The sequence below is a fragment of the Rhizobium sp. AB2/73 genome (genome assembly GCF_020871915.1).
Taxonomy (GTDB): domain Bacteria; phylum Pseudomonadota; class Alphaproteobacteria; order Rhizobiales; family Rhizobiaceae; genus Rhizobium; species Rhizobium dioscoreae.
This window is the reverse complement of record NZ_CP067071.1, coordinates 547,311-565,564: the sequence shown is the minus strand read 5'-3', so window position 1 is coordinate 565,564 and position 18,254 is coordinate 547,311. Positions and strand designations below refer to the sequence as shown.

The 18,254-nt window shown below is 61.0% G+C and carries 17 protein-coding genes and 1 tRNA gene; 7 read left to right on the top strand and 11 right to left on the bottom strand.

Features of this window, described 5'->3' with window-relative positions:
- Positions 1-52 precede the first annotated feature (52 nt).
- Together I8E17_RS02860 and I8E17_RS02855 are read right to left on the bottom strand one after the other, a co-directional pair.
- The gene (locus I8E17_RS02860; protein WP_069613805.1) at positions 53-1,126 is read right to left on the bottom strand and encodes a glycosyltransferase family 2 protein; all 1,074 of its coding nucleotides are present in this window, start codon (positions 1,124-1,126) and stop codon (positions 53-55) included.
- 152 nt (positions 1,127-1,278) lie between these two features.
- Positions 1,279-1,353: transfer RNA gene (locus I8E17_RS02855), tRNA-Gln, on the bottom strand.
- A gap of 158 nt (positions 1,354-1,511) precedes the next feature.
- Between I8E17_RS02855 and I8E17_RS02850 the strand changes: the two genes are divergently transcribed.
- The gene (locus I8E17_RS02850) at positions 1,512-1,814 is read left to right on the top strand and encodes a cupin domain-containing protein (protein WP_069613798.1); all 303 of its coding nucleotides are present in this window, start codon (positions 1,512-1,514) and stop codon (positions 1,812-1,814) included.
- Positions 1,811-2,719, top strand: a complete 909-nt coding sequence (locus tag I8E17_RS02845) for an MBL fold metallo-hydrolase (RefSeq protein ID WP_069613797.1) — start codon at positions 1,811-1,813, stop codon at positions 2,717-2,719. Before I8E17_RS02850 ends, I8E17_RS02845 begins: the two co-directional genes overlap by 4 nt.
- 6 nt (positions 2,720-2,725) lie before the next feature.
- Here the strand turns inward: I8E17_RS02845 and I8E17_RS02840 are convergent, their stop codons facing one another.
- The gene (locus tag I8E17_RS02840) at positions 2,726-3,658 is read right to left on the bottom strand and encodes a DUF1499 domain-containing protein (protein WP_069613796.1); all 933 of its coding nucleotides are present in this window, start codon (positions 3,656-3,658) and stop codon (positions 2,726-2,728) included.
- Between the two features lie 345 nt (positions 3,659-4,003).
- On the opposite strand from I8E17_RS02840, the gene I8E17_RS02835 reads away from it, so the two are divergent.
- Complete coding sequence (locus I8E17_RS02835; RefSeq protein ID WP_069613873.1) at positions 4,004-4,420, top strand: hypothetical protein; 417 nt, start codon at positions 4,004-4,006, stop codon at positions 4,418-4,420.
- A gap of 89 nt (positions 4,421-4,509) precedes the next feature.
- Positions 4,510-4,791 (top strand): hypothetical protein, encoded by a 282-nt coding sequence (locus tag I8E17_RS02830; RefSeq protein ID WP_069613795.1) that lies wholly within the window; start codon positions 4,510-4,512, stop codon positions 4,789-4,791.
- Between the two features lie 24 nt (positions 4,792-4,815).
- On the opposite strand, the gene ppdK is transcribed toward I8E17_RS02830, so the two are convergent.
- From ppdK to I8E17_RS02795, 7 genes are all read right to left on the bottom strand, one after another.
- Complete coding sequence (gene ppdK, locus I8E17_RS02825; protein WP_069613794.1) at positions 4,816-7,482, bottom strand: pyruvate, phosphate dikinase; 2,667 nt, start codon at positions 7,480-7,482, stop codon at positions 4,816-4,818.
- Positions 7,483-7,650: 168 nt separating this feature from the next.
- A complete protein-coding gene (locus I8E17_RS02820) occupies positions 7,651-8,976 on the bottom strand; it encodes a hemolysin family protein (protein WP_069613793.1) in 1,326 nt (441 codons plus the stop codon).
- A 125-nt stretch (positions 8,977-9,101) separates the two neighbouring features.
- Positions 9,102-12,563 (bottom strand): chromosome segregation SMC family protein, encoded by a 3,462-nt coding sequence (locus I8E17_RS02815; protein WP_069613792.1) that lies wholly within the window; start codon positions 12,561-12,563, stop codon positions 9,102-9,104.
- Between the two features lie 186 nt (positions 12,564-12,749).
- Positions 12,750-13,439, bottom strand: coding sequence for a DsbA family protein (locus I8E17_RS02810; RefSeq protein ID WP_069613791.1), 690 nt, complete (start codon positions 13,437-13,439; stop codon positions 12,750-12,752).
- A gap of 181 nt (positions 13,440-13,620) precedes the next feature.
- On the bottom strand, positions 13,621-13,893 hold the full coding sequence (locus I8E17_RS02805) for a type II toxin-antitoxin system RelE/ParE family toxin (protein ID WP_083258227.1): 273 nt from the start codon (positions 13,891-13,893) through the stop codon (positions 13,621-13,623).
- Positions 13,877-14,101 carry a DUF6290 family protein gene (locus I8E17_RS02800; RefSeq protein ID WP_069613789.1) on the bottom strand — a complete coding sequence of 75 codons (225 nt, stop codon included), beginning with the start codon at positions 14,099-14,101 and terminating at the stop codon, positions 13,877-13,879. Before I8E17_RS02800 ends, I8E17_RS02805 begins: the two co-directional genes overlap by 17 nt.
- An 84-nt stretch (positions 14,102-14,185) precedes the next feature.
- Positions 14,186-14,680, bottom strand: coding sequence for a DUF721 domain-containing protein (locus I8E17_RS02795; RefSeq protein WP_069613788.1), 495 nt, complete (start codon positions 14,678-14,680; stop codon positions 14,186-14,188).
- 95 nt (positions 14,681-14,775) lie between these two features.
- Here I8E17_RS02795 and mutY point away from each other — a divergent pair, with 95 nt between their 5' ends.
- From mutY to I8E17_RS02780, 3 genes are read left to right on the top strand one after another with little or no spacing between them, the layout of a single operon-like run.
- Positions 14,776-15,891: an A/G-specific adenine glycosylase gene (gene mutY / locus I8E17_RS02790; protein WP_176728026.1), complete on the top strand. Its 1,116-nt coding sequence runs from the start codon at positions 14,776-14,778 to the stop codon at positions 15,889-15,891.
- On the top strand, positions 15,888-16,502 hold the full coding sequence (locus I8E17_RS02785; RefSeq protein ID WP_069613786.1) for an HAD family phosphatase: 615 nt from the start codon (positions 15,888-15,890) through the stop codon (positions 16,500-16,502). The genes mutY and I8E17_RS02785 overlap by 4 nt, the downstream gene beginning before the upstream one ends.
- A gap of 4 nt (positions 16,503-16,506) precedes the next feature.
- Entirely contained in the window at positions 16,507-16,872 is a 366-nt protein-coding gene (locus tag I8E17_RS02780) for a nuclear transport factor 2 family protein (protein WP_069613785.1), read from the top strand.
- A gap of 131 nt (positions 16,873-17,003) precedes the next feature.
- On the opposite strand, the gene I8E17_RS02775 is transcribed toward I8E17_RS02780, so the two are convergent.
- On the bottom strand, positions 17,004-18,134 hold the full coding sequence (locus tag I8E17_RS02775; RefSeq protein WP_069613784.1) for a site-specific DNA-methyltransferase: 1,131 nt from the start codon (positions 18,132-18,134) through the stop codon (positions 17,004-17,006).
- Between the last annotated feature and the right edge of the window lie 120 nt (positions 18,135-18,254).

The window sequence follows — 18,254 nt, the reverse complement described above, 5'->3', positions numbered from 1 at the left end:
GCGGAAACAGCCCCGCCTTCCGATAACGGCAAACTCGCGAATGGTTGCGGCATCAGCGGACCACCCTTACCTGTTCCGCCTTGTCAGCTATTTCGCCGGTGCCGCTCAGGGCACGATCAAGCGCGTGCCGTTTGCCCGCCGCGTCCAGATCGGAAAAATCACTGGGCATCTCGATCGAACGGCCGCCCTGCAGCAGGCTCTCGATCATGAACATGGGCCGCCGCTTATTTTCCTGCACCAGGCGGCCGACATATTCGCCGATGATGCCGATGCAGATGAGCTGGATGGCGCTAAAGGCGGTGATGGCGGCCATGATGCTGGACCAGCCGACGATCGTTTCGCCGGCAAGCCAACGGATAAGCGTATAGACGAGCAGCAGAGCGGCACAGCCGGCGCTGGCAAGGCCGAGCCAGGTGCTGATGCGCAAGGGTACGGTGGAGAAGCTGGTGATGGCGTCCAGCGCGAAATTGATCATCTTGCGCAGCGGATATTTGGTCGTGCCGGCAAAGCGCGCATCGCGCTCATAAGGCACTGCCACCTGCGTGCCGCCGATCCAGCTCACCATGCCACGGATGAAGCGGTCACGCTCCGGCATCGCCAGCAGGATATCGACGACGCGCCGCCGCATCAGCCTGAAATCGCCGACATCGTGTGGGATCGCCACCGAGGCGAGCCGCGACAGCAGCCGGTAGAAGAGCGACGCCGAGGCGAGCTTGAACCAGCTCTCCCCCTGCCGGCGCACACGCTGGCCATAGACGACATTCGCGCCGCGATCCATGATCGGCATCATCAGCAGCAACAGTTCCGGCGGATCCTGCAGATCGGCATCGATCAGCAGCACCCGCTCGCCGCGCGAGGCGGCAAGGCCGGCGGTCGCCGCAAGCTGGTGACCGTGATTGCGCATCAGGCGCACGCCCAGCACCTGCGGCGTCTCCGCAGCAAGCGAGGCAATCACCTCCCAGGTGCCGTCGGTCGACCCGTCATCCACCAGGATGATCTCGAAAGCCTCGCCGGCAATCCCCCGCGCCGTCGCCACCGCCCGCCGGCAAAATTCGCCAAGCCCCTCCTCCTCATTGTGGCAGGGGGCAACGATGGAAAGCAGCAATTCGTGGGGAGCGTGGTTCATGATCGCCTGTATCGAGATGATGGCGAACAGGATGGAGAAAAATGGTCAAACAATATTTAAGTTGGAATAACGGAGGCCGCGACGGCAATTTCTTCAGACAATGTCTTTGATGTTGCAAAGACTATTGTTCAGCCCGCTGAGGATATTGAGTGTGGCTGGGGCGCCAGGATTCGAACCTGGGAATGCCGGTACCAAAAACCGGTGCCTTACCGCTTGGCGACGCCCCAACAGAGGAACTGGCTGTCATGCCAGCCAAATCGGCGTCTGATTAGCAAAGGTCGCATCGCGCTACAATGACTAAGTGATGCGCGGATGCATATTTCTGTGTGCTTTCTGCGCGGCTATGATAGGTCTTGCTGCACCGCATTTGAAGTGAAGAGGTCCGATGAGCCAGTTTCGCGCCCGCCCTCCGGCCATGCCTACCGTGCTTCTCGATGATGCCATCTGCCGCATTACGCGCTGGGATTTCGAGCCTGGCGCCGATACCGGGCATCATGTCCATGGCCTTGGCTATGTCGTGGTGCCGATGACGGATTGCCAGTTCTTGCTGGAGGAGCCCGGCGGTATCAGGCGTGTCGATATCGCCAAGGGCGCTGCCTACCGGCGCGAGGCGGGCGTGGAGCACAATGTCGTCAATGCCGGCACCGAGCCGATGTCATTCATCGAAATCGAATACAAGCAATCATGAGCACGCCTGACTTCGACCTCGCCTTCGAACCCGCCTATGGCCGCGCCATCTCCGTCGCGCCTGGCATCGAGCGGATGACGGTCAACAATCCCAGCGCCTTCACGTTCCACGGCACCAACAGCTACATCGTCGGCGGCTCTTCCGTGGCGGTCATCGATCCCGGCCCGGAGAATGACGCGCATTTCGCTGCCCTGATGGCAGCACTGAAAGGGCGCGAGGTCACGCATATCTTCGTCAGCCACAGCCACCGCGATCACTCGCCGCTGGCGAAAAGGCTGAAGGAGGCGACGGGGGCGCTGACCGTCGGCGAAGGGCCGCATCGGGCCGCGCGGCCGCTGCATCAGGGCGAGATCAATCCCTTTGCCGAAAGCTCCGACATGGAGTTTCAGCCGGATATCGTGCTCGCAGATGGTCAAAGCGTCTCGGGAGACGGTTGGACGATGACGGCGCTGCTGACGCCCGGCCATACGGCAAACCATGCGTGCTTCGCCCTCGACGGCACAGGCATTGTCTTCTCCGCCGATCATGTCATGGCCTGGGCGACCTCGATCGTTGCGCCTCCTGACGGATCGATGGCGGATTACATGGCCTCGCTGGAGCGGCTTCTCGCTCGCGACGACCGGCTGTTCCTGCCCGGACATGGCGGGCCGGTGCAGGAGCCTGCCTCCTTCATGCGCGGTCTCAGAACCCACCGCCGCATGCGCGAGCGCGCCGTACTGGAACGCATCAAGGCCGGCGACCGGCTGATCCCGGATATGGTGAAAGTCATCTATCGCGATACGGACCCGCGCCTGCATGGCGCGGCGGCACTTTCGGTGCTGGCGCATCTGGAGGATCTGGTGGAGAAGGGTCAGGTGGAGACAGATGGACCGCCGGCGCTGTTGGGGGCTTATCGCCCCGTCTGAGCCAGCTCAGCTTCCGGCGATGCCGAGCAGTTCGGCATCCAGTGCCTTCAGGTAGCCATCGGCCAGATCGGCGCTGACCCCGAGATCATCCTGACCGTAGCGGGAGGCAACACGGATATCGACGAGCGTCGTTTCCGCCTCCTCGCGAATGCGGATCAATATATCGCATGGCAGACCGAAGATGCGGGTTCGTACCTCGCCCTGCAGGATGACGTCGGTATTCTGACGGATGAGTTCCGCCACTCCATCACGGAAGGGACGTGGCGTCGGCACGGGAACGATGGCGGGCACACCGCCGGCGGCATTGTCATCCTGCGTCGGATTGACGGTCTGCGGGCGTGTACGACGTTTCGGCCTCACATTGCCATTCGGATCGGCCACATCGGCGCCTTCGGCCTTGACGACGGTGATGTGATAATCATGCGCAACCTTGCGCACCGCCTCCAGAACACGGTCGGCAGCGCCCTCGTAGCGGCGGCTGATCAAAGCGGGATAGGCATCGAACTGCGCCTCGCGTTCCTGCTGCGTCACCAGATGGCGCGGCGGCAGCCATAGCTGCCGCGCATCGGGCGTCGCCAGCCATTCCGGCGGATCGTTGAGGTCGGTCGAAATCTCGTAGATATGCGGGCGGGTCCAGTAGCGCTCGGCACCGAAGCCGAAAATGGCAAGCGGCAGGGCGGCATAGACGAGCGCCTTGACGGCGGAGACACCACCGATGGCGGCACTCTGCCAGAGCTGCGCAAGGCCCACCACCGCGAGCAGCACCGCCAGGATGGCGCAGCCGGCAGAAATCAAGAGCAGCAGAACGAAGTAAGGCGTTTCCAGCGGCCCGAAGCGGTGGCCGATCAGCGTCACTCCGCAGAGAACCAATGCAAACGATGCAATCAGACGCGCGGCGCGGGCGGCATGTGAAACAGGACGGTCGAAGCGAATGGTCATCAGGGGCTCGTCGGCGCGTCGGATCGGAAGCCGGACGCACCGAATCCCGGAAAGCGACTTATGTGTAGATCAAGAAACGACGAAAATAAATCGAATGTCACGGCACCAACACGTAATGTTCTCTCAAGGCTGAAACCAGTAACGCCTAAAGTGCGTCGCGATCTCTGAAATTCGCCCTTCGCGCTTCAGGCCCTCGTTTCTTCGCATGACGTTATCGCAAAACCGCTACGCACTTTTGCGCGCCACGCTTTAGACCAAAAACGTGAGCGCTTGCTTAAATTCCTAAAAAAGGCCATTCTTTAGCGTTTTATCGAGGCGTTGAAAGGACTTGATGAGATGGAACCGATGCTTTCTCAAGATGTCGCTGCCAAGGCCCCGCCGGGCGCGGCGATTGCCGGAGCCGATACGGTCGACCCTATTCTGCCGTTGGAGCTCCTGGAGCTGGAGCTTTCGCTCGAAGGTTTTTCCGGCGGGGAACCGGGCTTTTGCGAGGCTGTACGGCATGCCGCCTCGGCGGTGCACGGCGATTTCCTTTTCGATCTTCCCGCAGCAGGACTGATCTCCGATTGCCGCAGACTGGCCGTCATCCGGATTCCGGAAAGCGATGCGACGATGCGCACGCTCTTTGCCGCACTGGACGAAGACGGCGCGGAAATCCGTTTACTGCAGCCGGATGAAGAGACCGAGCACCTATTGCGCTTCGCCGATGCCTTCGTCGATCTCTTGCAAAGGCTGCCGGCAAAGCCCAAGGAAGCAGCGTAAGCTACCGGACTGCGGCGGTAATACGTCTTTCGCGCCATCAAGCGCGGCGCTATAATTCGTGCCGCACACCTGTATCAGGACATCAAGTCATGCGTATCGCTACTTCCGCCCTCTCTCTTCTCGCCATTATGCTTGTGCTCTCCTCCTGCCAGACGGCCGAGGAAATACGCGCGGCCGACGAGGCCAGATGCAGCGGATATGGCTTTAAGCCAGGCACCCAGAACTTCGCCAATTGCCTGATGAACCAAGACCTTAGCCGGCGGGCGGATCAGCGGGCTTTCATGGAAAGCAATGACGACTTCTTCTGGGGTCCGACCGTCATCGTCGGCGGTCCGGGATATTACTACCATCGCGGCTACTGGCGCCACTGACCTGCATATTTCAGAATTAGAGAATCAGGCTCGCCCCTTGATCGCGGCTTGCGCCGCCGCAAGCCGCGCGATCGGCACGCGGAACGGCGAACAGGATACGTAATCCAATCCGATATCCTCGCAGAAATGGATAGACGCGGGATCGCCGCCATGCTCGCCGCAGATGCCGAGCTTCATGTCGTTGCGCGTGCGGCGGCCGCGCTCCGACGCGATACGGATGAGTTCGCCGACCCCGTCGAAATCGAGCGATATGAAGGGGTCATGCTCGATGATGCCCTTGCGCTGATAGGTCGGGATGAAGGCGGCAGCGTCATCGCGTGACATGCCGAATGTCGTCTGCGTCAGGTCGTTCGTACCGAAGGAGAAAAATTCGGCGGCCTCCGCGATGATATGGGCACGCAAGGCCGCGCGCGGCAGCTCGATCATCGTGCCGACGAGGTAGTCGATCTTCATTTTCGCTTCGGTCATCACGGCGCGCGCCACCTCGTCGATGCGGGCCTTGACGTAATCCAGTTCCGAGCGCAGGCCGACGAGCGGCACCATGATCTCGGGCACAACGGCAGCCCCCGTCTCGCGTGCAGCGAGGACCGCCGCCTCGAAGATGGCGCGGGCCTGCATCTCGACGATCTCCGGATAGGAAATCGCCAGACGACAACCGCGATGGCCAAGCATGGGATTGAACTCGTGCAGCGCATCCACCCGCTGGCGCAGCGCGGCCGGCTCCATGCTCATGATGCCGGCAACCTCGGCAATCTCCTCATCCGTTTTCGGCAGGAATTCGTGCAGCGGCGGATCGAGCAGGCGGATCGTCACCGGCAAGCCGTGCATGATGGTGAACAGGCCGGTGAAATCGAGCCGTTGCATCGGCATGAGCTTGGCGAGGGCGGCACGGCGTCCCGCTTCGTCCTCTGCAAGGATCATCTCGCGCATCACATGGATACGGTCGCCTTCGAAGAACATATGCTCTGTGCGGCAAAGGCCGATGCCTTCGGCGCCGAAGGAACGGGCCGCGCGCGCATCGGCAGGTGTGTCGGCGTTGGTGCGCACCGTCATGCGGCGCGAGCGATCCGCCCAGGCCATGATGCGCCCGAAATCACCTGACAACTCCGGCTGGATCATCGGCACTTCGCCCTTCAGGACCTGGCCGGTAGAGCCGTCTATCGTAACGATATCGCCCTTCTTCAAGGTGACGCCAATGCCGATCAGCTTCTCATTGCGCATATCGATGCGCATGGTGCCGGCGCCGACGACGCAAGGAATGCCCATGCCGCGGGCAACGACGGCGGCATGACTGGTCATGCCGCCGCGCGTGGTCAGGATCGCCTCGGCGGCATGCATGCCGTGAATATCTTCGGGGCTCGTCTCGATCCGTACGAGAATGGCTTTGCGGCCTTCTTCCTCGGCAATAATCGCCTCTTCCGCGGTGAAGACGATTTCGCCCGTCGCAGCACCCGGCGATGCCGGAAGACCGGAGCCGATGACCTCGCGGCGGACACGCGGGTCGATCGTCGGATGCAAAAGCTGATCCAGCGACGTCGGATCGATGCGCGAAACCGCCTCGTCCTCCGTGATCAACCCTTCGTCGACCATGTCGACGGCGATCTTCATCGCCGCCTTGGTGGTGCGCTTGGCATTGCGCGTCTGCAGCATCCAAAGCTTGCCGCGCTCGATGGTGAATTCCAGGTCCTGCACGTCGCGGTAATGCGCTTCCAGCTGAGCGCAGATGTTCCGGAACTCGGCAAAGGCTTCCGGCATCAGCTTTTCCATCGACGGCTTGTCATAGCCGGAGGCGATGCGGGCAATTTCCGTGATGCTTTGCGGGGTGCGGATGCCGGCAACGACATCCTCGCCCTGCGCATTGACGAGGAACTCGCCGTAAAGCTCCTTCTCGCCGGTCGATGGATTGCGCGTGAAGGCGACCCCCGTCGCGGACGAATTGCCGAGATTGCCGAACACCATCGCCTGAATATTGACGGCGGTTCCCCAACCTTCAGGAATATTGTGCAATTGACGATAGGTGACGGCGCGCGCATTCATCCAACTGGCAAAAACGGCACCGACAGCACCCCAGAGCTGAACCTCCGGCTCCTGCGGGAAGGCCTCGCCCAATTCTTCCTCGATGACCGCCTTATAGATCGAGACGACATGCTGCCATTCGACGGCGGTGAGATCGGTATCGAACTCATGGCCGAAACGCGCCTTCTCATCCTCCAGGATCTCTTCGAAGACCTCATTGTCGAGACCCATGACGACATCGGCATACATCTGGATGAAGCGGCGGTAGCTGTCCCAGGCGAAACGAGCATCGCCGGCATCGTGGCCGAGCGCCTGCACTGTAGCGTCGTTGAGACCGAGATTGAGGACGGTATCCATCATGCCCGGCATGGAAGCGCGGCCGCCGGAGCGCACAGACACCAGCAGCGGTCGTTCCGTATCGCCGAACTTGCGTCCGGTAATGGTCTCCATCTGCTGCAACCCACGCATGACCTGCGGCTTCAGCTCTTCGGGAATCTTGCGGCCGTTCTTGTAATAGAAGGTGCAGACATCGCTGACGATCGTCAATCCCGGCGGAACCGGCAGGCCGAGATTGCACATTTCAGCAAGATTTGCGCCCTTGCCGCCGAGCCGTTCAAAATCGCCGGCGCCCCCCTCGGCCTTGCCGTCGCCGAATGTATAGACCCAATTCGTCATTGTCCCCGTCCAACTCCTCCGGTTGAACTTAATTCACTGCAGCACAAATGAAAATCGACAAATATGGCAAAATGTTGCAGTGCACAATAAATATGGCCAAGAGGCTCGGGATTTCAATCGATTGATCGAAATCGGGAGCCTCCGGGTCCATCCAGAGCGACTTGGCGGCTAAGCTTGCGGCTCGCGCTTGGCGAGAATCTTGTCGATGCGCATACCATCGAGATCGACAATCTCGAAATGCCAGCCGCCGAAGGAGAAACTTTCGCCCACTTCGGGCAGATGGCCGAGCTGGTAGAGCGCAAAGCCCGCGAGAGTATGGAAATTGACCTCCTCCTCGCTGAAACGCAGTCCCAGCCGCGCGAAGGCATCATAGACGGGCATCATGCCCTCCATCAGCAGCGATCCATCGGCGCGCTCAACGACATCGGGCGTTTCGTTTTCCATATCGGGCAGATCGCCGGCGATCGCCTCCAGCAGGTCCGTCTGCGTGACGATGCCTTCGAGACTGCCATATTCGTCGATGACCATGGCGAGGCGGACTGGCGCACGCTTGAAGTTTTCCAGCACTTTGAAGACGGCCGTGGATTCATGAACGACCAGCGGCTGGCGGATGACGGCCATCGGGTTCAGCGGCTCGCCGTTCAAAAGCTGATCGAGGAGATCCTTCTTCAGGATCATGCCGATCGGCTCGTCGATCGAGCCGCGGCCGACGAGAAGCTGCTCGAAGCGGCTTTCGCGGATGGTCTTCTGCATTTCCTCCGGCGGATCGTCGGCGTCAATCCACTCGACCTCGAGCCGCGGCGTCATGATGTCGGAGACGTCGCGATCACCGATATTGAAGACGCGTTCGACCAAATCCTGCTGTGCCTGTTCCAACAGGCCGGCCTCCTGGCTTTCGGCGATCAGGAGCTTGATCTCCGCCGGCGAATGCAGCGAACCCTCGCCGGCACCGGGACGCAGCCCGAAAAGACGAAGCACGAGATTGCCGAGGCCGTTCAGCACGGTGATGGCCGGGCGCAGCAAGAAGAGGAACAGGCCGAGCGGGCGCACGACACCAAGCGCAGTGCCTTCGCTGCGCTGCAACGCCAGGCTCTTCGGCGCAAGCTCGCCAAGGACGATATGAAGCGCCGTGATGATGATGAAGGAAATGGCGACGGCGATCGCATGCGACCCAGCCGCAGCCCATGTTCCGGGGAGAAAATCGAGCAGCGGCTCGAGCAGATGAGCAAGAGCGGGTTCGCCGACCCAGCCAAGCGCCAGAGATGAAATGGTGATGCCGAGCTGCGTGGCGGCAAGGTTGGCATCGAGATTGTCAACCGCCTTCTGCAGCGCCTTGGCGTTCATCCGTCCTTCGGCAACAAGCTCCGTCACGCGGCTGCGGCGGACGGACACCAGAGAGAACTCCGCCGCAACGAAAAAGCCGTTGGCGGCGACGAGCAGCAATACGGCAAGTATTCCGAGGATATCGAAAACACCGCCAGTCGAGTCAGACATACTTCCCTTCCGGGCGGATCAACGCCCATGTTGTTGATTTAAAGACGACGCTAGCACGCTTTAGGGCTGTGCGGCAGACGACGGAGCAATTTCTTGTCGAAACGGGAACAGTTTTATCATCGCGCTCAAGCGATTTCGCGCAGCCGTTCGGCGGTCTGCAGGTCGACGGAGACGAGCTGCGAGACGCCCTGCTCAGCCATCGTGACGCCGAAGAGCCGGTTCATGCGGGCCATGGTGATCGGATTATGAGTGATGACCACGAAGCGGGTCTCGGTGGAAGCAGCCATCTCGTCCATGAGGTTGCAGTAGCGCTCGACATTGTGGTCATCGAGCGGTGCATCCACTTCGTCCAGAACGCAGATCGGCGCGGGATTGGTGAGGAACACCGCAAAAATCAGCGCCATGGCCGTCAGGGCCTGCTCGCCGCCGGAAAGCAGCGTCATTGTCTGCGGCTTCTTGCCTGGCGGGCGAGCAAGGATTTCGAGGCCCGCCTCCAGCGGATCGTCCGACTCGATCAGCTGCAGCTCGGCCGTGCCGCCGCCGAAGAGATGAGTGAACAGGCGCTGGAACTGCGCATTGACGATGTCGAAGGCGACGATCAGGCGTTCGCGGCCCTCGCGGTTGAGGCTCTGAATCGCGCCGCGCAGCTTTCGGATGGCGTCGATGACGTCATCGCGTTCCTTGATCAGCGCCTGCAGCCGCTCCGTCAGCTCCTTGCTCTCCTCCTCGGCGCGCAGATTGACGGCACCGAGACGCTCGCGCTCGATCTTTAGCCGCTCCAGCTCGCGTTCGACTTCGCGGAGGTCAGGCATGCTTTGCGATACTGAAAGGCCGGTCAGGCGCATCGCCTCATGCGGCTCGACGTTCAGGGCTTGGCGGATGCGCAATTCGCTTTCCTGCCGACGCTCACGCGCCGACACCAGCCGCTCCTCGACGCGGCCGCGCTTTTCCCGGCTTTCGGCTAGCTCGGAGAGTGCCGTCGCCGCATGACGATCGGCTTCGCGCTGGATGCCTTCAGCTTCGGCAAGACGGTCTGCGGCCTGCCGGCGGGCATCCTCAGCCTTCTGCAACTCGTTCATCAAGGCGCGGCGCTTGTCATCGAATTCATCGGGTGCCAGATCGAGCTCGGCCGCCTCTTCGCGCGCTTCCTCTTCACGGTCGCGCAGCGTCTGAATGTGCTCCTCGGCGCTGGCGGCGCGCTGATGCCAGGTATCGCGCTCCTGCCGGATCGCCAGGATACGACGTTGACGTGCCTCGTTTTCGCGGTTCAAGCCCTCGTGGCGGGCGCGTGCTTCAGCCAGCACGCCACGATCCGTTGCGACTTCGGCCTGCTGGTCGCGCAACTTCAGATCGATAGCGTCGAGATTCGGCGCATCTTCCAGTTCGATGCGGGCATTCTCATCCTGCATGACAATGTCTTCCAGCTGCTCCTGCAGCCGGCTGACAGCCTCGACGATGACGTCGCGGCGGCGGATAAGATCGCCGGAAGCGCGCTCTGCGGCAGCGAGCGCTTCGCGCGCCTCGACCAGATGCCGCACGGCAAGGCGGCTGGCGTCACGGGCGGTCGCGAGATGTCCTTCTTCTGCGCGGATCGCATCGGCGGCTGCCGACAGGCGCTCCTCGGCTTCGGCTAGCACGTCGCGCGCAAGCTCCGCTTCAGCTTCCAGCTCGGAAAGACGGTTCTTCTGGGCGAGCCGCAGGGCAGCCGCACTCGGCGCATCCGCTCCGGTCACGTGACCATCCCAGCGAAACACGGCGCCATCCCTGGTCACCAGCCGCTGTCCCGGCTTCAGCTCGGGCATCAGCCGCAGCGCGTCTTCCACCGAGACAATGCCGATCTGGCGCAGACGCCGCGTCAATGCCGCCGGCGCGCCGACATGGGCAATCAGCGGCGCGGCACCTTCCGGCAAGGCCGGGTCATTCGCACCGCTGCCATTATCCGACCAATAGACGGGTGCCTCGGAGCTGAGCGAGGATTCCAGATCATCGCCAAGGGCTGCGCCAAGCGCCGTTTCGAAGCCACGGTCGACACGCAGCTCTTCGGCGACAGGGGAAAAGGCACCGGACGTGTCGCCGGCCGCCAGCATCTTGGAAATGGTCCGCGCCTCGGTTTCCAGCGCATTCACACGCGCCCGCGCCTGCTCGACCGGGCCACGCGACAGCGCCTCGGTTTCACGCGCCTTGGCAAGAACGGCTTCGACACGCTGGATCTCGCTTTCCGCATCCGCAACGACGTTTTCCGCCGCCTCGACCATGTCGCGCTTTTCACTCGGGTCGGGCAGATCGGCCATCTTTTCGTCAATGGCGGCAAGCTCGCGGTTCGCTTCATCGGCCTGACGCTCCAGCCGCATCTTGCGATCGGCCAGATCGCGAATGGCACGCTCCAGCTGATGACGGGCAGCGGCAGCTTCGGCGCGTTCTGCGGTCAGCATCGTAAATATCCGCTCGCTTTCGGCGAGCTTGGTGGCCGCTTCCTCGAAGGCTAAGCGCGTTTCTTCGGCAAGCCTGCCGGAATCGGCAAGAATATCGGCGAGATCGGCTTCTTCTGCGTCGAGTTTTGCCAAAATAGCAGCGTTGTCGGCAACAAGCCGCTGCTCGCGGCTGATGTCCTCCGCCAGCTGTGCCAGCCGACGAATCAATTCATCCCGCCGGCGGAGGATGCGGTTGACATCTTCCTCCAGCTGGGAGCGGGCGATCTGCAGACGCTGCAAAGCGGCGGCGGCTTTCGCCTCTTCGTCGCGCAGTTCCGGCAGCTTGAAGCTGGCGATGCCCTGTGCTTTTGCCGCTTCCATCTGGATCTGCGCCTTTTCGGCGACGAGCACTGTTGCCTGGTTGAGCGCACTATCGGCTTCGGCTTCGGCTTCCTTCGCCTGTACCCAGCGAATATGCAGCAGCATCGCCTCGCGGGCACGGATATCGGCCGAGAGCATCTTGAAACGGTTGGCCTGTCGTGCCTGGCGCTTCAGGCTCTCGATCTGGCTTTCGAGCTGCGAGGTCACATCGTCAAGCCGCTCGAGATTGCTTTCGGCGGCGCGCAGACGCAGCTCAGCTTCATGGCGGCGCGAATGCAGGCCGGAAATGCCCGCCGCCTCTTCCAGCAACTGGCGACGCGCCTGGGGCTTTGCCTGGATCAGCTCGCCGATGCGCCCCTGCCCGACCATGGAAGGCGAACGGGCACCGGTGGAAGCATCGGCAAACAGCAGCTGCACATCCTTGGCACGCGCTTCCTTGCCGTTGATACGATAGACCGAGCCCTGCTCGCGTTCGATGCGGCGCGTGACCTGGATTTCGTCGCTATCGTTGAAAGCGGCGGGCGCGGTGCGATCGCTATTGTCGAGGTAGAGGCCGACTTCGGCGGTGTTGCGAGCCGGGCGATTGCCGGATCCGGAGAAGATCACGTCGTCCATGCCGGAGGCGCGCATGTTCTTGTAGGAATTCTCGCCCATCACCCAGCGCAGGGCTTCGACAAGATTGGATTTGCCGCAGCCGTTCGGGCCGACGACACCGGTCAGTCCGCGCTCGATGACGAATTCCGCCGGTTCGACGAAGGATTTGAAGCCGACAAGTCTCAGCCTGTTGAATTTCATCGGCTGATCTCCGCCCTCCCCTTGAAGGGGAGAGTCGGACCGGAGGTCCGGGGCGGGGTAATCATGCGTTCACCTCGGAAATCACCCCCACCCGCGCGTTTCACGCGACCTCCCCCCTCGAGAGGGAGGTAATGGAAAACAGGCGTGCGATCCCGGCCGCCCGCCTGTGATGTAAAAAGGCGCGGATCAGAGCAGGCTGTCGATAAGCTTCGACATGGCAGCAACAGACATGTCCCCTGCATAGCGCTTGCCATTGATCAGGAAGGTCGGCGTGGCATTGACGCCGAAATCCTTGGCTGCGCGTTCCCGTACGGAATTGACATCATCCAGAAGCTTCTGGTTCGTCAAGCATTTCGTGAAGCTATCCTCAGTAAAACCAGCGAGTTTCGACATCTGGAGCAATGCGGCACGGCCGTCGACATCTGGAGAAGCCCAGGCGATCTGCTGCTTGAAGAGCATTTCGACCATCGGCATGTACTGTTCCTGCGGGGCGCAGCGGGCCAGCATGAAGGCTGCGGCAGCACGCGGATCGAACGGGAATTCGCGGATGATGAAGCGAACCTTGCCGGTATCGACATATTTCTGCTTGATCGTGTCGAAGGTCGTGACGGCAAAATGCGCGCAGTGCGGGCAGGTCAGCGACATGTATTCCACGATCTTCACCGGCGCATCTTCCTTGCCGAGTGCGATCTCCGGCAGCGGGCCGGGCTTCAGCACTTCATTCATGTCGACATTGCCGTCCGACGGCGGCACTTCGTCTTCTGCAGTTGCGGCGGATGCGGTACCTGCAACGGCAGAAAACGCCACGGAAAGGGCTGCAACGGCAGAACCGCCCAGCAGGTGGCGTTTGGTCAAGAGCATGTCGGACATCGGCATTGAGTCACCCGTCGTTAAAGAGGCTTCGAATATTTCATGCGATATAACGGCAGCTTGCCGCTAACAAGGCACGGTTGGCCAACTTTCTTCAAAGAATTGTGACCGGGGAAAGACAAAGAGCCAAAATTGCTGCTGGAATCGCAACGAGACAATTAGCTGTATCGAATACAGCATGGTCGGATTATTTTCGATAGACTTCACGTCCGTTGCCGATTCGAACGATCAGTATCCGCACGGCTCTATCTTCTATGTGCGCGATAATACGATAATCCCCTACTCTGTATTTCCAGAAATCGCCGAGTTCCGAGCCCTTCAGCGCCTCTCCGATGGCACGCGGATCATCCAGCTTGGCAACACGGTCGTAAAGAAACTTCAAGATTCGGCGGGAAACCTCATGTCCGAGTTTGTCTAGTTCGCGCTCGGCGGCTCGTTGAAATTCAATCCGCCACGCCATAACGCGCCATCAGTTCGGCCAGCGAAACGGTGTCACTCTCACCACGGCGAAGCTCTTCGAGACGCTTTTCCGCCAAATAGATATCCTCAAGATCATCAAGATGCTCGAGAATTGCTTCGCGCGCATAAAAACTCTTGCTACGCCCCGTACGCTTGGCGAGCTCATCGAGCCTTGCTTCAATTTCCGGCGGAAGCCTCAGGGCCAGCATAACATTGAACTCCGTTTGCTATACAAATATAGCAATTCGGGAACGGATATCCAACCGGATTTCGAAATTCAGCTTCGCTATCTTCTAGCGCCGCTTCCAAGCCATGGCCGTTCCTAAACGCTGGACGGCGGCCCTGATCTTCTCATCTTCAATGCCGTCCATCATGTCAGCCAGCTTGCGCGCGGCCTCGCCCTTCAAAGGCGGCGGAGTGCGGGAGCGTTTCGAGGCGATCGATACCGGCTTCTGCACGATGCGGATCTGGTTGACGGCATAGAAACCGAAGAAGCTGTTGATGCGCTGGATGAGTTCACCCTGGGCATGGGTCAGGAAGAGCGCGCGGGCGCCCTCGCAGGCGATCGTCAGCACGCCGGGCTGATAGCGATCGTCCATGCCGGGACCGGTTCGCTTCGCCCACGCGATCTTCTCCGGCCGTGTGCAATCGGCAAAATCCTCACCGGCGATCTCGTCCCAGCAGCCGAGCAGCGTCGTATTGATGCCGGCCCGCTTTGCCAGCACCGGATCGACGATGCCGTTGGTCAGCTCGGAAATCTGCTTTTCGCCTTTTCGGGGATAACTCATTTCAACCGGGTCTCTACACAGGCTTTATGCGTCCGGCACCTTGATCGTCCGACGCAGCTTGGCCAAGTATAGAGCACTTCCCTTCGACGCGGCAAATCATGACGACGACTTTAGAATCCCCCACGGCCGCATCGCTGCTTGCCTGGTACGACCGCCATCATCGCGACCTGCCCTGGCGGGTCTCGCCGCCGATGGCCGCGCGCGGCGTCAAACCGGACCCCTATCGCGTCTGGCTGTCGGAAGTGATGCTGCAGCAGACGACGGTGCCGGCGGTCAAAGCCTATTTCGCGAAATTCCTGGAGCGCTGGCCGACCGTCAATGATCTCGCCGCCGCTGTGAATGAAGACGTCATGGCCGCCTGGGCGGGGCTCGGCTATTATGCGCGCGCCCGCAATCTGAAGAAATGCGCCGAGGCGGTTGCCGCAGACCACGGCGGCCGCTTTCCAGACACCGAGGAAGGGCTGCGGGCGCTTCCAGGCATCGGCGATTATACATCCGCCGCCGTCGCCGCCATCGCGTTCAATCGCCAGGCAGCCGTGATGGACGGTAATGTCGAGCGGGTCATTTCCCGCCTCTACGCGATTTCGGCGCCGCTGCCCGGCGCCAAACCGCTGATGAAGCAGAAGGTAGCTCTGCTGACACCTGCCGACCGGCCGGGCGATTTCGCCCAGGCGATGATGGATCTCGGCGCGACGATTTGTACGCCCAAGCGTCCGGTCTGTTCGCTCTGTCCCTTCAACGGCGCCTGTCAGGCGCTGGCTGCACATGATCCTGAACGTTTCCCGGTCAAGGCAGCCAAGAAAGAGAAGCCGGTGCGCCAGGGCGCGGCCTTCGTCGCCGTCAATGACGAGGGGGAAATCTTCCTGCGGCGGCGTGTGGAAAGCGGGTTGCTCGGCGGCATGACCGAGGTTCCGACGACCGGCTGGACGGCCCGGATCGACGGCGAGACCGGCATCGAGGCTGCGCCCTTTCCGGCCGACTGGCAGCCGGCAGGCACGGTAACGCATGTCTTCACGCATTTCGAATTGAGATTGTCGATCTGGCGTGCCAAGTCAGTGACGCAGAATGACAACCATGACGGATGGTGGGCGCCGGTTACAAATCTTGAAGAGCAGGCACTCCCGACAGTCATGAAAAAAGCAATCGCTCAGGCTATTCCCAATGCGTTCGCAAAAATGCCTTTAGAGCAAAAATCAGGAATTCATTCATGACGACGGAAATACGGCACATCGTTTTCGATATCGGCAAGGTTCTCCTCCACTATGATCCAAACCTTCCCTACAGCCGGATCATTCCGGACGATGCCGAGCGTGAATGGTTTTTCGCCAATGTCTGCACTCATGAATGGAACCTCGAGCAGGATCGCGGTCGCACCTGGAGCGATGCCGAAGCGTTGCTGATCGCCGATCATCCAGAGCGTAAGGAGCAGATCCGCAGCTTCCGTAAATATTGGCATGAGATGGTTCCGCATGCCTATGACGACAGCGTCGCCATTCTGGAACAGTTGATCGCGGAAGGCCGCGACGTCACCATGCTGACCAATTTTGCCTCCGATACCTTTCGCGAGGCGCAGGAGCGCTATCCCTTCCTCAAAAAGCCGCGCGGCGTGACGGTTTCGGGCGATATCGGCCTGATCAAGCCGGATGTCGCGATTTATGATACCCACGCCAAGAGCTTCGGTCTCGACCCTGCCTCGACGATCTTCATCGACGATTCCTATCCGAACGTCGAAGGCGCGCGGGCTGCCGGCTGGCATGCTGTTCACTTCACCGGCGCCGAGAAGCTGCGCAGCGATCTCGCCGCCCATGGCATAAAGGTTTGAGCCGATGACCTTCGATCCCGCAGAACGCATCGATCTGTTTCATGACGCAATCAATCGTCTGGACTATGAGGCGATCGAGAATTTCTTCGCCGAGAATGCCACCTATGTTTCGAACGGCGTCGGCAGCCTTGCCGGCCGCGCGGCGATCATGGAGGCCTTTCGCGGCTATTTCGATACCTATCCGGACCAGACGGCATCCAACTCCCTGGTGGAGACGCTGACGCCGCTGTCCGGCCGCGCCGTCTGGTCGGTACGAGCCACTAACAGCAAGACGGGCAAGCCGCTGATTCGCGAGGGCGAGGAAACGATCACCTTCGATGAGGAAGGCCGCGTCGTGCGCGTCGATGTCACGGATTACCAGGACTTCTAAAATCTGAAGCTCAAGACGCGCAGGGCCTTGCCGGATAGATCGTCCGGCAAGGCCCTGCGCATTTCACCTTCTTCCCTGACTGGAGGTACACGGCGGAAGAAGGCGGATATGTTTGCCGGAAATGGCTGAGGCTACTCAACCTTCGCCAGATCGCTGCGGATGATAGCTCTGAGTTCGTCGATCGGACGCAGGGCACGGCCGTCGTCGAAGTGCCAGAACATCCACCCATTGCATGCATCAAGGCCCTGAACTTTCGCGCCAAGGCGATGAATGGAGCCGGCCTCGCCGCCGGAAGCGACCGTGCCGTCGGCACGCACGATGGCGCTATAGCGACGCTTTGCATCGGTCAGCACCTGGCCGGGTTTGATGAGGCCGCTTTCGATGAGAACGTTGAACGCAACGCGCACTTCCGCCTTCTTGCCGGTCATGACGGTCAGTTCCGCCTTGCCGAGCGGTTCGACGGCCGCAATGCGGGCGCTGGCCGCATCGATATAATCCTGCTCGCGCTCGATGCCGACGAAGTGGCGGCCGAGACGCTTGGCAACCGCGCCCGTCGTGCCCGATCCAAAGAAGGGATCGAGAATGATGTCGCCGGGCTTGGACGAGGCCATGATGACACGGGCCAGCAGCGCTTCCGGCTTCTGCGTCGGATGCACCTTCTTGCCGTCGTCGCCCTTCAGCCGCTCATTGCCGCTGCAGATCGGGAACAGCCAGTCGGAGCGCATCTGCACGTCGTCGTTGGCGGCCTTCATTGCGTCGTAATTGAAGGTATAGCCCTTCGCCTTGGCGTTCGGGCTCGCCCAGATCATCGTCTCATGCGCGTTCTGGAAGCGGCGGCCCTTGAAATTCGGCATCGGGTTGGTCTTGCGCCAGACGATGTCGTTGAGGATCCAGAAGTTCAGATCCTGCAGCGTCGCGCCGACGCGGAAGATGTTATGATAGGAGCCGATGACCCAGATCGTGCCCGTCGGCTTCAGCACGCGGCGGCAGGCGAGCAGCCAGGCGCGGGTGAAGGCGTCGTAGGCTTCGAAGGAGGCGAACTGGTCCCATTCGTCATCGACAGCGTCGACCAGCGACTGGTCCGGACGATGCAGCGTGCCGCCAAGCTGGAGATTGTACGGCGGGTCCGCGAAGATGACGTCGACGGATTGATTGGGCAGTGCCTCAAGAGCGGCCACGCAATCGCCCTTGATGATCGTGTCGATCCAGGACCCCGGAACGGCTGAAGTCCTGAGGTCGGCAAGCGGGAAAACTGACGCCATTTGATACTCGCTGTTACACTTACTCGGTGCTCTTAACTGAGTGTTATGGTTACCCAACTTGGTTACCAAAGGCTAAAGCGACGTCATATTTTCTGCATTCCCGGCGAAACCGCCGGGAAT

Bases quoted from the DNA above. Each gene is read 5' to 3' on its own strand.
- I8E17_RS02860 (WP_069613805.1), bottom strand. From the start codon at position 1,126: ATGAACCACGCTCCCCACGAATTGCTGCTTTCCATCGTTGCCCCCTGC.
- I8E17_RS02850 (WP_069613798.1), top strand. From the start codon at position 1,512: ATGAGCCAGTTTCGCGCCCGCCCTCCGGCCATGCCTACCGTGCTTCTC.
- I8E17_RS02845 (WP_069613797.1), top strand. From the start codon at position 1,811: ATGAGCACGCCTGACTTCGACCTCGCCTTCGAACCCGCCTATGGCCGC.
- I8E17_RS02840 (WP_069613796.1), bottom strand. From the start codon at position 3,658: ATGACCATTCGCTTCGACCGTCCTGTTTCACATGCCGCCCGCGCCGCG.
- I8E17_RS02835 (WP_069613873.1), top strand. From the start codon at position 4,004: ATGCTTTCTCAAGATGTCGCTGCCAAGGCCCCGCCGGGCGCGGCGATT.
- I8E17_RS02830 (WP_069613795.1), top strand. From the start codon at position 4,510: ATGCGTATCGCTACTTCCGCCCTCTCTCTTCTCGCCATTATGCTTGTG.
- ppdK (WP_069613794.1), bottom strand. From the start codon at position 7,482: ATGACGAATTGGGTCTATACATTCGGCGACGGCAAGGCCGAGGGGGGC.
- I8E17_RS02820 (WP_069613793.1), bottom strand. From the start codon at position 8,976: ATGTCTGACTCGACTGGCGGTGTTTTCGATATCCTCGGAATACTTGCC.
- I8E17_RS02815 (WP_069613792.1), bottom strand. From the start codon at position 12,563: ATGAAATTCAACAGGCTGAGACTTGTCGGCTTCAAATCCTTCGTCGAA.
- I8E17_RS02810 (WP_069613791.1), bottom strand. From the start codon at position 13,439: ATGCCGATGTCCGACATGCTCTTGACCAAACGCCACCTGCTGGGCGGT.
- I8E17_RS02805 (WP_083258227.1), bottom strand. From the start codon at position 13,893: ATGGCGTGGCGGATTGAATTTCAACGAGCCGCCGAGCGCGAACTAGAC.
- I8E17_RS02800 (WP_069613789.1), bottom strand. From the start codon at position 14,101: ATGCTGGCCCTGAGGCTTCCGCCGGAAATTGAAGCAAGGCTCGATGAG.
- I8E17_RS02795 (WP_069613788.1), bottom strand. From the start codon at position 14,680: ATGAGTTATCCCCGAAAAGGCGAAAAGCAGATTTCCGAGCTGACCAAC.
- I8E17_RS02785 (WP_069613786.1), top strand. From the start codon at position 15,888: ATGACGACGGAAATACGGCACATCGTTTTCGATATCGGCAAGGTTCTC.
- I8E17_RS02780 (WP_069613785.1), top strand. From the start codon at position 16,507: ATGACCTTCGATCCCGCAGAACGCATCGATCTGTTTCATGACGCAATC.
- I8E17_RS02775 (WP_069613784.1), bottom strand. From the start codon at position 18,134: ATGGCGTCAGTTTTCCCGCTTGCCGACCTCAGGACTTCAGCCGTTCCG.